This window comes from Shinella sp. 1A1 (genome assembly GCF_055379515.1).
The window spans coordinates 91,041-104,414 of record NZ_AP039671.1; the positions used below are offsets into that span (position 1 = coordinate 91,041).

General features: G+C 65.3%; 13 protein-coding genes. 6 read left to right on the forward strand and 7 right to left on the reverse strand.

The window, feature by feature from the left end:
• Positions 1 to 59: 59 nt before the first annotated feature.
• Genes ACZ48C_RS00490 through ubiE form a run of 3 tightly spaced genes read right to left on the reverse strand, consistent with a single transcriptional unit; the run spans position 60 to position 3,298 of the window.
• Positions 60 to 863 (reverse strand): ion channel, encoded by an 804-nt coding sequence (locus ACZ48C_RS00490; protein ID WP_464781855.1) that lies wholly within the window; start codon positions 861 to 863, stop codon positions 60 to 62.
• 46 nt (positions 864 to 909) lie between these two features.
• Positions 910 to 2,484 (reverse strand): 2-polyprenylphenol 6-hydroxylase, encoded by a 1,575-nt coding sequence (ubiB, locus tag ACZ48C_RS00495; protein WP_464781856.1) that lies wholly within the window; start codon positions 2,482 to 2,484, stop codon positions 910 to 912.
• Positions 2,485 to 2,521: 37 nt separating this feature from the next.
• A complete protein-coding gene (gene ubiE / locus ACZ48C_RS00500; protein ID WP_464781857.1) occupies positions 2,522 to 3,298 on the reverse strand; it encodes a bifunctional demethylmenaquinone methyltransferase/2-methoxy-6-polyprenyl-1,4-benzoquinol methylase UbiE in 777 nt (258 codons plus the stop codon).
• Positions 3,299 to 3,473: 175 nt separating this feature from the next.
• Here ubiE and mutM point away from each other — a divergent pair, with 175 nt between their 5' ends.
• From mutM to dnaA, 4 genes are all read left to right on the forward strand, one after another.
• Positions 3,474 to 4,364, forward strand: a complete 891-nt coding sequence (gene mutM / locus ACZ48C_RS00505; protein WP_464781858.1) for a bifunctional DNA-formamidopyrimidine glycosylase/DNA-(apurinic or apyrimidinic site) lyase — start codon at positions 3,474 to 3,476, stop codon at positions 4,362 to 4,364.
• Positions 4,365 to 4,381: 17 nt separating this feature from the next.
• Positions 4,382 to 5,155, forward strand: coding sequence for an enoyl-CoA hydratase (locus ACZ48C_RS00510; RefSeq protein ID WP_318910692.1), 774 nt, complete (start codon positions 4,382 to 4,384; stop codon positions 5,153 to 5,155).
• A gap of 266 nt (positions 5,156 to 5,421) precedes the next feature.
• A complete protein-coding gene (gene rpsT, locus ACZ48C_RS00515) occupies positions 5,422 to 5,688 on the forward strand; it encodes a 30S ribosomal protein S20 (protein ID WP_119257402.1) in 267 nt (88 codons plus the stop codon).
• Between the two features lie 981 nt (positions 5,689 to 6,669).
• On the forward strand, positions 6,670 to 8,121 hold the full coding sequence (dnaA, locus tag ACZ48C_RS00520; RefSeq protein WP_454630584.1) for a chromosomal replication initiator protein DnaA: 1,452 nt from the start codon (positions 6,670 to 6,672) through the stop codon (positions 8,119 to 8,121).
• A 166-nt stretch (positions 8,122 to 8,287) separates the two neighbouring features.
• Here dnaA and hemW read toward each other — a convergent pair whose 3' ends face one another.
• The 4 genes from hemW to rph are packed head-to-tail and all read right to left on the reverse strand — an operon-like array spanning position 8,288 to position 11,290.
• Complete coding sequence (hemW, locus tag ACZ48C_RS00525; protein WP_464781859.1) at positions 8,288 to 9,481, reverse strand: radical SAM family heme chaperone HemW; 1,194 nt, start codon at positions 9,479 to 9,481, stop codon at positions 8,288 to 8,290.
• A gap of 6 nt (positions 9,482 to 9,487) precedes the next feature.
• Positions 9,488 to 10,132 carry an RdgB/HAM1 family non-canonical purine NTP pyrophosphatase gene (rdgB, locus tag ACZ48C_RS00530; protein WP_454630588.1) on the reverse strand — a complete coding sequence of 215 codons (645 nt, stop codon included), beginning with the start codon at positions 10,130 to 10,132 and terminating at the stop codon, positions 9,488 to 9,490.
• A gap of 8 nt (positions 10,133 to 10,140) precedes the next feature.
• Positions 10,141 to 10,557: a VOC family protein gene (locus tag ACZ48C_RS00535; protein WP_464781860.1), complete on the reverse strand. Its 417-nt coding sequence runs from the start codon at positions 10,555 to 10,557 to the stop codon at positions 10,141 to 10,143.
• Between the two features lie 16 nt (positions 10,558 to 10,573).
• Positions 10,574 to 11,290 carry a ribonuclease PH gene (gene rph / locus ACZ48C_RS00540; RefSeq protein WP_318910698.1) on the reverse strand — a complete coding sequence of 239 codons (717 nt, stop codon included), beginning with the start codon at positions 11,288 to 11,290 and terminating at the stop codon, positions 10,574 to 10,576.
• 151 nt (positions 11,291 to 11,441) lie between these two features.
• Here rph and hrcA point away from each other — a divergent pair, with 151 nt between their 5' ends.
• Entirely contained in the window at positions 11,442 to 12,524 is a 1,083-nt protein-coding gene (gene hrcA / locus ACZ48C_RS00545) for a heat-inducible transcriptional repressor HrcA (RefSeq protein WP_464781861.1), read from the forward strand.
• 145 nt (positions 12,525 to 12,669) lie between these two features.
• Positions 12,670 to 13,290: a nucleotide exchange factor GrpE gene (gene grpE / locus ACZ48C_RS00550; RefSeq protein WP_424548741.1), complete on the forward strand. Its 621-nt coding sequence runs from the start codon at positions 12,670 to 12,672 to the stop codon at positions 13,288 to 13,290.
• Positions 13,291 to 13,374 lie beyond the last annotated feature (84 nt).

Consider the following 13,374-nt stretch of genomic DNA (forward strand, 5'->3'; position numbering starts at 1 on the left):
GCCCGAAGGCCGTCAAATCCTCCTATCCCTTTGAAAGCGCTTTTCCAAGCCGTTTCGGCTCAGGCCCCCTCGTCGGGAATGTTGAGAACATGGCCGCAGGCCTTGCAGTGCACGGCGTCCGCTTCGTGGCGCGATAGGCCGCATTGCGGGCAGGGGAAGGTCACCTTGTAGGGCCGCACGATCGCCTGCGCGAGCCGCACGAAGAGCGAGATGCCGATGATCATGGTGACGATGGCGGTGAGCTTGCCGAGCGTGCCGGGCAGCACGATATCGCCGAAGCCCGTTGTGGTGACGGTCGCGACCGTGAAATAGAGCGCGTCGACGAAACCGGCAAAGCCCTCCGCGCCGTAGAAGAAATTGCTGTAGACGAAGCCGGCGACGAGGAAGAGGAAGACGAGGAAATTGGCGCAAGCCTGGATGATGTCCTCCTTGTCGCCATTGCCCGTGCGGTGGAGCATCAGCGTCACCAGCTTGCTTTGGCTGATCGCCCAGATGCGCAGGACGCGCAGGAACGCGAAATTGTGGAGGTGGCTTGGAACGAGCAGCGTGCCGAGGATGACGATATCCACCCAGGTCATCGGCCGCAGCAGCCAGTAGCGCAGGTTCGGCGCGATCAGCGCCCGCGCGCCAAGTTCGAAGGCGATGACCGCCGCGATGAGATAATCGACGATGACATAGGTCGAGCCGGCGCGCAGATAGGGGCCGGCGACGAAGAAGACGAGGATGGCGATGTCGAGCAGCAGCATCGCCAGCTGGAAGCGGATCGCCTCCCGGTCGCGCCCGAAATAGAGCCCGCGCAACTGCCGGCGCAGCCTTTCGATGAAGGGTTGCGGTTCGGCATCGCTCAGGGGCTCGTCTGTCATGAAGGAGAGACTAGCGCCCGGCTGGCGCCGGTCAAGCGGAGCCGGGTCAGGTCAGCTTCCAGGCGATATAGACGAGCGTGGCGGCGATCACCCAGAGCGCGAGACGGCCGGACCGGCTGTGCCGCGCCTCGGAGCGGCCGATGGCTTCCGCCGTCTCCGCGTCGAAACGCAGGCCCTTTTCCGCCATGGCGGTAAGGTCCTGCGAGAACTTCTCCGCCTTGGCGGCGATCTCGGGGGCGGCCTCGGCCAGCCGGAGCGCGGCATGCGCGCCGTCGCGCAGGTCCGCCAGCAGGCGCTTGGGGCCGAGATTGTCGCGAATCCAGTCGCCCACGACCCCCTCGGAGGCCTTCCACATGTTGAAGCGCGGGTTCAGCGTGCGCGACACGCCCTCCACCACCACCATGGTCTTCTGCAGCATGACCAGCTCGGTGCGGGTCTCCATGTCGAAGAGTTCCGTCACCTCGAAGAGCAGCGTCAGGAGCTTGGCCATCGAGATCGTCTCGGCCGGCTGGCCATGGATCGGCTCGCCGATGGCGCGGATCGCCTGAGCGAAGCTCGCCGTGTCGTGGTGCGAAGGCACATAGCCGGCCTCGAAATGCACGTCGGCGACGCGCTGGTAGTCGCGCGTGATGAAGCCGTAGAGGATTTCGGCAAGGAAGCGGCGCTCCTTCTTGCCGAGCCGCCCGACGATGCCCATGTCGACCGCGACGATGACGCCCTCAGGATCGACGAAGAGATTGCCCTGGTGCATGTCGGCATGGAAGAAGCCGTCGCGCAGCGTATGGCGCAGGAACGACTGGATCAGCGTGTCCGCCAGCTTGTCGAGGTCGTGGCCGGCGGCGCGCAGGCCCTCGACGTCGGACATCTTGATGCCGTCGATCCATTCCATGGTGACGACGTCGCGGCCGGTACGCTCCCAGTCGACCGTCGGCACGCGGAAGCCTGGGTCGTCCTTGGTGTTCTCGCCGAGTTCGGAAAGGGCGGCCGCCTCCAGCCGGAGATCCATCTCGACCTTGGTCGTCTGCTCCAGCGTCCGCGTCACCTCGACGGGCTTCAGCCTTCGCGTATTCGGTAGAATCTTCTCCTGAAGACGCGAGGCGGCATACATGGCCTCGAGGTCATGGGCGAAGCGCTGGCGCACGCCGGGGCGGATGACCTTCACCGCGACCTGCCGTTCCCCGCTGCCATCGCGCACCGTCGCGGGATGGACCTGCGCGATGGAGGCGGCGGCGATGGGATCGCCGAAGCTCACATAGAGATCGCTGAGCGAGCGGCCGAGCGAGCCTTCCACCGTCGCGACGGCCGCTTCCTTCGGGAAGGTCGCCATGCGGTCCTGCAGGGCCGAAAGCTCGACGGCGATCTCCGCGCCGACGACATCGGGGCGGGTCGCCAGGAACTGGCCCATCTTCACATAGGAGGGGCCGAGGCGCTCGATGGCGCGGGCAAGGTTGTCGCCGCGCACGCCCTTGGCGGCCTTGCGCCGCTCGAAGAGGCCGGCAAAGGCATGGGCGGTGCGGGCAAGCGTCGGCATGCCCTCAGTCGGCAGCGCCGAGACCACGCCTTCGCGCACGAGAACCCAGCCCACGCGGGCAAGGCGGAAATAGGCGCCGACTACGCTCATGCGGAAAGGCCGTCCTTGGTGGGGAAGAGGGCCATGCTCAGAGCTTCCAGCCCGAATGCAGCGCCGCGATGCCGCCGGTATAGTTGGTGTAGGACACGCGCGAGAAGCCGGCCGTGCGGATCATCGCCGCGAAGTCTTCCTGATTGGGGAACTTGCGGATCGATTCCACGAGATACTGGTAGGGTTCGGCGTCGCCCGTGATCATCTTGCCGAATTGCGGGATCGCCTTGAACGACCAGGCGTCATAGACCTTGTCGAGCAGCGGCATCTCCACCTCGGAGAATTCCAGCACCAGCAGCCTCCCGCCGCGCTTCAGTACGCGATAGGCTTCCGAAAGCGCGACATCGATGCGCGGCACGTTGCGGATGCCGAAGGCGATCGTATAGGCGTCGAAGGTGCCGGAATCGAAGGGCAGTTCCTCGGCATTGGCCTCGACGAATTCGAGATTGGCCGAAAGCCCCTTCTTCGCCGCCCGGTCGGCGCCGACGCCGAGCATGGAGCCGTTGATATCGAGCACCGTCGAATGGGCGAGGCGGTCGGATGCTTCCACGATGCGGAAGGCGATGTCGCCGGTGCCGCCGGCGACGTCGAGCGACCTGTAGGAGGGGTCCTTGCGCGGGTTGAGGCTCGCGATCATCGCATCCTTCCAGGCCCGGTGCAGGCCGGCGGACATGACGTCGTTCATGATGTCGTAGCGCTTGGCGACCTTGTGGAACACGTCGTTGACCAGCGCCTGCTTCTCGCCTTCCCGCACCTCGCGGAAGCCGTAGGAGGTTTCCATGCCGCCGTCTGCGGATGTGCGCTGTTCGGTCATCGTCGTCTCCATGGGCCGGTCTGTCGCAGCCTTAATGCTGGCAAGACCATAGCGAATTGGCTTTGGCCGCGCTATCTGAACGCTTCGCCGGGTATATAGGACATTGATGGCCGGGAGGGAAATGCCGGACCGCGGCAAATGCGCTCAAGGTTAAATCGTCTTCAAGGAGAACGGGATGCCGGAACTGCCGGAAGTGGAAACGGTCAAACGCGGCCTTGCGCCCGTCATGGAAGGATCGCGCATCCGCCGCGCGGAGCTGCGCCGCCCGGACCTGCGCTTTCCCTTCCCGGCCGGCTTTTCCGAGGCGCTGGAAGGCCGCCGCATCGTTTCTCTCGGCCGCCGTGCCAAATACCTGCTGATCGATATCGAGGGCGGCGACGTGGTGATCGCCCATCTTGGCATGTCCGGCTCGTTCCGGGTGGAGGGCGCGCCGGAGGCCGAGACGCCCGGCGACTTCCAAATTCCGCGGAGCAAGGACACGCGCCACGACCATGTCGTCTTCCATCTGGAGACGGCGGAGGGCGAGCGCCGCGTCGTCTACAACGACCCGCGCCGCTTCGGCTTCATGGATCTCGCCCGCCGCGAGGATCTGGCCGCCCACCCCTTCTTCCGTGATCTCGGCGAGGAACCGACCGGCAACACGCTCGACGCCGACTATATCGCGGCCAAGTTCCGCGGTCGCCAGGCGCCGCTGAAGGCGGCGCTGCTCGACCAGAAGAACATTGCCGGCCTCGGCAACATCTATGTCTGCGAGGCGCTGTGGCGCGCCCATCTTTCGCCCGAGCGGCTGGCCGGAACGCTGGTGACGGCGGTCGGCAAGCCGAAGAAGGAACTGGTGGCGCTGACCGAAGCGATCCGCCAGGTCATCGCCGACGCCATCGAGGCCGGCGGCTCGACCCTGCGAGACCATATCCGCGCCGACGGCTCGCTCGGCTATTTCCAGCACTCCTTTTCCGTCTATGACCGCGAGAAGGAGCCTTGCCGCACGCCGGGCTGCACGGGCACAATCGGCCGCATCGTGCAGAGCGGCCGGTCGACCTTCCACTGCGCCGTCTGCCAGAAATAATAGAAGAGGAGACAAACATGGCCCATGAAACCCTGCTGGTCGAGACGCGTGGCCGCGTCGGCCTCATCACGCTCAACCGGCCGCAGGCGCTGAACGCGCTGAACCGCCAGCTTCTCGACGAGTTGAGGGCCGTGCTCGCCGGCTTCGAGGCCGATGCCGGCATCGGCGCGGTCGTCCTCACCGGCTCGGAAAAGGCCTTCGCCGCTGGCGCCGACATCAAGGAGATGCAGCCTTACGGCTTCGCCGAGGCGGTGGTGGAAGACCTTGCCGCCGGCTGGGACGAGGTGGCCGCCTTCCGCAAGCCGATGATCGCGGCCGTCAGCGGCTTTGCGCTCGGTGGCGGCTGCGAGGTCGCCATGATGTGCGATTTCATCATCGCGTCCGAGACGGCGAAGTTCGGCCAGCCGGAGATCACGCTCGGCGTCATTCCCGGCATGGGCGGCACCCAGCGCCTGACGCGGGCGATCGGCAAGTCGAAGGCCATGGACCTCATCCTCACCGGCCGCATGATGGATGCGGCGGAGGCCGAGCGCTCGGGCCTCGTCGCCCGCGTGGTGGCGCCGGAGAAACTGCTGGAGGAGGCGCTGGCGGCGGCGGAGAAGATCGCCGGCTTCTCGCTCCCGTCCGCCATCATGGCCAAGGAGGCGGTGAACCGCGCCTACGAGACGGTGCTGTCGGAGGGCATGCGCGCCGAGCGCCGGCTGTTCCACGCGCTCTTCGCCACCGAGGACCAGAAGGAAGGCATGACGGCCTTCATCGAGAAGAGGAAGCCCGCCTTCCGCCATCGCTAGGCGGGCGCTGCCGCCGGGCGGCATGCGGGAATCGGAGCGCGAAGGCGTGGCCGGCCGATCCAAAGGGTCGCGACACGCCTTCGCGCGGCGTTTCTTGCAGAATCCGCGTTGACGCCATCGCGGTTTCCGGCTATACGCCGCCCACAGTTTGGAAAGCCGCACTCCAAGGTTTTCCGATATTGCTCCCGAATTGCTTTGATGACAGGTCGCAGTGACCCGGCACGGCGAGGGTGGAGTTTGTGTCAGATTTCTGAAGAGAGGCATACATGGCCAATACTACCTCGGCTAAGAAGGCGACCCGCAAGATCGCCGCGCGCACCGCAGTCAACAAGTCGCGCCGTTCGCGCGTCCGCAACTTCATCCGCAAGGTCGAAGAGGCGATCGCCGCGGGCGATCAGGCTGTAGCAGCCGCCGCCCTCAAGGCCGCCCAGCCGGAACTGATGCGTGCCGCCACCAAGGGCGTGCTTCATTCCAACACGGCTTCCCGCAAGGTTTCGCGCCTCGCCGGCCGGGTGAAGGCGATGACGGCCTGATCGGCCCCGCCACAGAGCTATGCAATATTAGTAAAAGCCCGGTGCCCGCACCGGGCTTTTTCTTTGCTTTTCTGGCCCGGCCATGGTTAATGCGCAAGGCTCGATCGTGTCAAAAGAGTGACGAGAAAAATCCTTTAAATTCAGTTATTTGCGGGAGGTTGTCCTCTGCCGTTCGCCCTTTCGTTGCGGGAGTTTGACAGCTTCTGGAGTCAAGCGAATTTTTATTTTTTTCGTTTTCGGAGCCGCCCGAAAGCCACCCGAAAACAAAGCCATTGATTCGTAATGGATTCTCCCCCGAGAGGGCGATTCCGAGTCAAAAACGGCATCCCGAGTCAACGCCCGCCCCTTAATTTTGCGTAAAATTCGTGATTGATCTTGGTGCCTGATCCTGCCTAAATGCTTTCCACAGGGGGCGCGGACATAGCCTTAGAATGATCGCCGACAAGACTGTCTCACGAGGCAGCGGTGGTTGTTTGTCCCCTGTAACGGAGCGGCTCCGCTTCGTAAAATCATCCAATCGGCAGAGCTTGCCCCAGGTGCCCCACGGCGCGCTGGCAAAGGTCTTTGCGACTATCGGTTTTGCCGGTTGAAGGCCGCGAAAGCGGCCGGATGATTGAGGGGCATGCCCGCCGGGCGCTCTACGAGGGAGTGAGCGGCGCGGCCACAGACGGGACTGCGGATCCGGCATGACGCCGGATCGGGTGGGACCGATTTGTGTTTGGCAAACAGGGATTGCGCCGGAAGCAGGGGGCCGGTGCAATCGGGGCACCAGATCCCGGACCGGGCGATGGCTCGGCACGGCCGGGGGACGGCAAACATGAAAGGCGCCGGCAGAAATGCCGACGTGGCGAATTGAGCATGAAAGGCGGCAAGATGCAGATGAATACGGCCAGGACGGCTGGTGCATTCGCAAACGGGGAAAATGCACGACAGACGCTTCCGCAAGAAGGAGCGCAAGAGGCGGCGGGGGTTGCATCCGACATGAAGCATGATGCGCTTTTCGAACGGGTCAGTGCGCGCCTGAAGGCGCAGGTTGGACCGGACGTTTTCGCAAGCTGGTTCGGACGCCTGAAAATCCATTCCGTATCCAAGAGCGTGGTGCGTCTGTCGGTGCCGACGACGTTCCTGAAATCCTGGATCAACAACCGTTATCTCGACCTCATCACCAGCCTCTTCCAGCAGGAGGATGCGGAAATCCTCAAGGTGGAGATTCTTGTGCGGACCGCGACCCGCGGCGTGCGCATCGGCGTGGCCGACGACGCCGTTGCCGTGGCGGAGCCCGCACCGCAGGCCCAGCCGCGCCGTTCGTCGGGTAGCCCGCAGCCGGTGGCAAGCGTCGCCGCTTCCGTCACCGCCACGGCTCAGCCGCGCGCCCAGCATTCCGGCCCGCTCTTCGGCTCGCCGCTCGACCAGCGCTACACGTTCGACGCCTTCGTTGAGGGCACCTCGAACCGCGTCGCCCTTGCCGCCGCCCGCACCATCGCGGAAGCCGGTGCCGGCGCCGTGCGCTTCAACCCGCTCTTCGTCCATTCCAGCGTCGGCCTCGGCAAGACGCACCTTCTCCAGGCGATCGCGCTCGGCGCGCTCTCCAGCGCCCGCAACCCGCGCGTCGTCTACCTGACGGCCGAATACTTCATGTGGCGTTTCGCCACCGCGATCCGCGACAACGATGCGCTCTCCCTCAAGGAGACGCTGCGCAACATCGATCTCCTGATCATCGACGACATGCAGTTCCTGCAGGGCAACTCGATCCAGAACGAGTTCTGCCACCTGCTCAACATGCTGCTCGATTCGGCCAAGCAGGTCGTGGTCGCTGCCGACCGCGCGCCCTGGGAGCTGGAATCGCTCGACCCGCGCGTGCGCTCGCGCCTGCAGGGCGGCGTCGCCATCGAGATGGAAGCGCCGGACTACGAGATGCGCCTTGAAATCCTCAAGCGCCGCCTTGCCGCTGCGCAGCAGGAAGACCAGTCGCTCGACATCCCGGTCGAGATCCTCAGCCATGTCGCGCGCAACATCACGGCCAGCGGCCGCGAGCTGGAGGGCGCCTTCAACCAGCTCCTTTTCCGCCGCTCCTTCGAGCCGAACCTGACGATCGAGCGCGTCGACGAGCTGCTCGGCCATCTGGTCGCCGCCGGCGAGCCGCGCCGCGTGCGCATCGAGGACATCCAGCGCGTCGTCGCCAAGCACTACAACGTCTCGCGTCAGGAACTGGTCTCGAACCGCCGCACGCGCGTCATCGTCAAGCCGCGCCAGATCGCCATGTATCTGTCGAAGACCCTGACGCCGCGCTCCTTCCCGGAGATCGGCCGCCGCTTCGGCGGGCGTGACCATACGACCGTGCTGCATGCCGTGCGCAAGATCGAGGAACTGATCTCGGGCGATACCAAGCTCAGCCACGAGATCGAGCTTCTGAAGCGCCTGATCAACGAATAGTGGGGGGCCGACCGGGCTCTGCTTAAAAAAGGGGCCGCAAGGCCCCTTTTCTTTGCCGCGGGATCGAAAGTCCCTCTGCGTCACGGGGGTTGCGTGGGCGTGCGCGGACCCTCGGAGCGAGCCAGGCGGTCGGCGTTCAAGACAGATATGGGAGAGAGCGCCGGCCCTAGCAGGCGAGATCGGCGACGACGGCGTCGAGGATCAGCATCCCGGCTGGCGTGCAGCGCAGCCGCGAATTGCCGAGTCGCTCGATGAAACCGTGGTCGATGAGGAACTGCTCGCGATCCGGGTCGAGATCGCGGCCGGAAAGGCTCTGCCAGCGGGCAAGGTCCACGCCTTCCTTCAGCCGCAGGCCCATCAGCAGAAGCTCGTCGGCCTGCGCCTCGTATTCCAGCGCCTCCTGATCGACCATGCCGTGGCCTTCGGCCTCGACGAGCGACAGCCAGCCCTCGGGCTTGCGCTCCGTCGCGGTCGCGATCTTCGCGCCACCCGTCGTCAGCCGGCCATGGGCGCCGGGGCCGATGCCGACATAGTCGCCATAGCGCCAGTAGGTGAGGTTGTGGCGGCTTTCCGAGCCGGGGCGGGCGTGGTTGGAGACCTCATAGGCCGGCATGCCCTCGCGCTCGGTGATCTCCTGGGTCGCCTCGTAGAGCACGGCGGATTGCTCTCCATCCGGCACCACCAGCTTGCCGGCCTTGGCGAGGCCGTAGAAGGGCGTGCCCTCTTCGATGGTGAGCTGGTAGAGCGAGAGGTGGTCGACCGCGTAGGAGACCGCTTCCTTCAGCTCCCGGTCCCATTCCTCCACGGTCTGGTTCGGGCGGGCGTAGATGAGGTCGAAGGACATGCGCGGGAAGATGTCGCGCGCAAGGCGTATGGCCTTCAGCGCATCGGCGACGTCATGCAGCCGCCCGAGGAATTTCAGGTCCCGGTCGTTCAGCGCCTGCACGCCGAGCGAGACGCGGTTGACGCCGGCGGCGCGGTAGCCGCGAAAACGCTCGGCCTCCACGCTGGACGGGTTCGCCTCCATGGTGATCTCGATACCATCGGGCACATGCCAGTGGCGGGCGATGCCGTTAAGAATGGCATCCACCGTCTCCGGCGCCATCAGCGAGGGCGTGCCCCCACCCATGAAGATGCTGGTGACAGTGCGCGAGCCGGTCAGCCGGCGCATCGTCGCCATTTCCTTCAGGAAAGCCTGCACGAAGCGCGGCTGGTCGACCGGCTGGTGGCGCACATGGCTGTTGAAGTCGCAGTAAGGGCATTTGGCGGCACAGAACGGCCAGTGCACATAGATGCCGAAGCCGGGATCGGAGAGGTCCGTTCCCATGCTCGGCCGGATATCGAAGGGCACCGCCGTCATGATGCGTCAGGCTTTCAGGCAGGTTTCGACGAAGATCTTGAAGGCGCGCGCGCGGTGCGAGAGCGCGGTCGCGTCACCCGGCTTCCAGCCGTGCTTTTCTTCCGCGCTCATCTCGCCGAAGGTCGTCTCGTAGCCTTCCGGCTGGAAGACGGGGTCATAGCCGAAACCCTTGTCGCCGCGCGGCGGCCAGACCACATGGCCTTCCACCTCGCCGCGGAAGAGTTCCGTATGACCGTCCGGCCAGGCAAGGCACAGCACGGAGACGAAGCGCGCAGTGCGGTCCTTGGCATCCGTCGCGCCCTTTTCCGAAAGGGCCTTTTCGACCTTCTCCATGGCCATGGCGAAATCGCGCGTGCCGTCTTCCTTCTCCGCCCAGTTGGCGGTGTAGACGCCCGGCGCGCCGCCCAGCGCGTCGATCACGAGGCCGGAATCGTCCGAAAGGGCCGGCAGGCCGGAGGCCTTTGCCGAGGCGAGCGCCTTGATCGTCGCGTTTTCCTCGAAGGTCGTGCCGGTCTCGTCCGGTTCCTCGAACTTCAGTTCCGCGGCGGACTTGGCGGAAAAGCCGAAGGGGCCGATCAGGTCCTCGATCTCGCGGATCTTTCCGGCATTGTGGCTGGCGACGACGATCGTCTTGGTATCGAGCTTGCGCATAAGGGTTCCTAAGCGATGTTCCAGAGACCAGGCTCTGCACATTCGAGACTGTTGCCGGCGGGGTCGCGGAAATAGATGGAGCGGGCGCCGTTCGGCCAGCGAAAATCCGCTTCGATGGCGATGCCGGCTTCTTCCAGCTTTTTCACCCAGAAATCAAGCGCGGGGCCGGCAACGCGGAAACAGGCATGGCCGGGGCCACTGGCGCCGTGCACCGGCACGGGAAAGGCCTGCGGCGGCGGGGGCACGGCGGTCTCCCTCGCATTGAAGATCAGGAGAACGCCGGGGCCGCAGCGGAAGAAGACGTGGCGGTTGCCGTGCCGCGTGATCTTCTCGAGACCGAGAATGCCGCCATAGAAGGCCTCCGCCGCGTCGAGGTCATCCGCGTAAAGCGCGGTTTCGAGAATGCCTTCGATCACGGCGGTCATGGTCTTGCGCCTTTTCTCAGGCGATGGCCTGCTTCTGCAGGGCGACGAGGTCGGCGATGCCGCCCCGGGCAAGCGCCATCAGGCTGGAGAATTCCTCCTCCGTGAACGGCTTGCCTTCCGCGGTGCCCTGGATTTCGACGATGCCGCCCGAGCCGGTCATGACGAAATTGGCGTCGGTCTCGGCGGCGGAATCTTCGAGATAGTCGAGGTCGATCACCGACTGTGCGGCGAAGATGCCGCAGGAGATCGCGGCGACGTGGTCCTTCAGGACCTTCTCGACCTTGATCATGCTGCGCGCTTCCATCCACTTCAGGCAGTCATGGAGGGCGATCCATGCGCCGGTGATGGAGGCGGTGCGCGTGCCGCCGTCCGCCTGGATGACGTCGCAGTCGACGGTGATCTGGCGCTCGCCGAGGGCTTCGAGGTCGACGATGGCGCGCAGCGACCGGCCGATGAGGCGCTGGATTTCCTGCGTGCGGCCGCCCTGCTTGCCGGCGGCGGCTTCACGCTTCATGCGGTCGCCGGTGGCGCGCGGCAGCATGCCGTATTCGGCCGTCACCCAGCCCTTGCCGCTGTTGCGCAGCCACGGCGGCGTCTTGTCTTCCAGGCTTGCCGTCACCAGCACATGCGTGTCGCCGAACTTGACGAGACAGGAACCCTCGGCATGCTTGGAAACGTTGCGCTCGAAGGAAACCTTGCGCATCTGATCGGTTTTTCTGCCGGACGGCCGCATCGCGAACTCCTGTCTGAGATATGTGTGAGGCTGCTTTAGACCGTTTCGCCGGGCGAGGGAATGGCGGAGGGGCAAGGTGGGGGAAAATCCGTTTTGCGCCGGCCGGTGAAATCACTATATTCCGGGCGGACAACAGGGTTGCAGTTCGAAGATGGTTTTGAAGAATCCTCCGGGATCTGACATTCAGGCGGCGCTCGACGAGCGTTCGGGCGAGATCTTCCGCCGCATCGTCGAGACCTATCTGGAAAGCGGCGAGCCGCTCGGCTCGCGCAACCTGTCGCGCATCCTGCCCATGTCGCTCTCGCCCGCCTCCGTGCGCAACGTGATGAGCGACCTGGAGGAGCTCGGCCTCATCTATTCGCCGCATATCAGCGCCGGCCGCCTGCCGACGCAGCTGGGCCTGCGCTTCTTCGTCGATGCCTTCATGCAGGTCGGCAATATCTCCGCCGAGGACCGCGCCTCCATCGAGCGCCATGTGCGCCCGCACGGCCAGAAGCACTCGGCCGTCGAGACCATGATGAACGAGGCGAGCCAGGCGCTGTCCGGCATGTCGCGCGGCGCCGGCCTCGTCATCACCACCAAGAACGACGCCGTGCTGAAGCATGTCGAGTTCATCCGGCTGGAGCCGACCAAGGCGCTGGTCGTGCTGGTGGGCGATCACGACCAGGTGGAGAACCGCATCATCGAGCTGCCGGCGGGCGTGACCAGTTCGCAACTCACCGAGGCGGCCAATTTCCTCAACGCGCATCTGTCGGGCAACACGCTGCTGGAGGCCCGCTCGCAGCTGGAGCGCCTGCGCGGCGAGATCAGCAGCGAGCTCGACAAGCTGTCGCAGGACCTCGTCGAGCGCGGCCTTGCCGTCTGGTCCGGCGGCTTCGAGGAGGCAAAGCCGACGCGCCTCATCGTGCGCGGCCGGGCGAACCTGCTGGAAGGCCTTGCCGGCGCCGATGATATCGACCGCCTGCGCATGCTCTTCGATGACCTCGAGCGCAAGGACAGCCTGATCGAGCTCCTGAACCTCGCCGAGACAGGGCCGGGTGTGCGCATCTTCATCGGCTCGGAGAACAAGCTCTTCTCGCTCTCCGGTTCCTCGCTCATCGTCGCGCCCTACCGGGATGGCGACGACAAGATCGTCGGTGCGGTCGGCGTCATCGGTCCGACGCGGCTCAACTATTCCCGCATCGTGCCGATGGTGGACTATACGGCGCAATTGATGTCGCGGCTTTCGCGCTGAAGCATGCCGCGTGAAGGCGTGCAGTGGCCCTGCGCGAACGGCATGCCATCCGATGCGCCGGCTTTCCGGCCGTCAGCCCTTGATTTTTCAGGCCCGAAGCTCGATATCGGGCGCAACCCCTTAGCAATGCAATTCGGAGTACGTCATGACCGACGAGACCAAGAAACACGGACCTGACGAAGCGGTGGACAGCAACCTTGCCGCTGAAGCATCCGCAGCGGACGCCGCCGTCGAGGCGGAAGTCGCGGCCGAACCCGATCCGGTCGAGGTTCTGAAGGCGGAGAACGCCGACCTTCGCGACAAGTACCTGCGCCTCGCCGCCGAGATGGACAACCTGCGCCGCCGCACCGAACGCGACGTGAAGGACGCCAAGTCCTATTCCGTCGCGGGCTTTGCGCGCGACATGCTGGCCGTGTCCGACAACCTGCGCCGTGCGCTCGACGCCATCCCGGCCGAAGCCCTTGCAGGCGACGATGCCGGCCTCAAGGCGCTGGCGGACGGCGTCGAGATGACCGAGCGTTCCATGCTGTCGGCGCTGGAGCGCCATGGCGTGCGCAAGCTCGATCCGATCGGTGAGAAGTTCGACCCGCATTTCCACCAGGCCATGTTCGAGGTGCCGAACCCCGACGTCGCCAGCAACACCGTCGTCCAGGTCGTGCAGGACGGCTACGTCATCGGCGAGCGCGTCCTGCGCCCCGCCATGGTCGGCGTCTCCAAGGGCGGCCCGAAGGCCCCTGCCGGCGAGACGAGCACCGCGCAGGCCTGACCGGTCTCCCAGGTAAGTTCCAACGCCCGCATCAGCAATGGTGCGGGCGTTTTCCTGTGCCGTTTCCGATGCGCCCGAAACGCG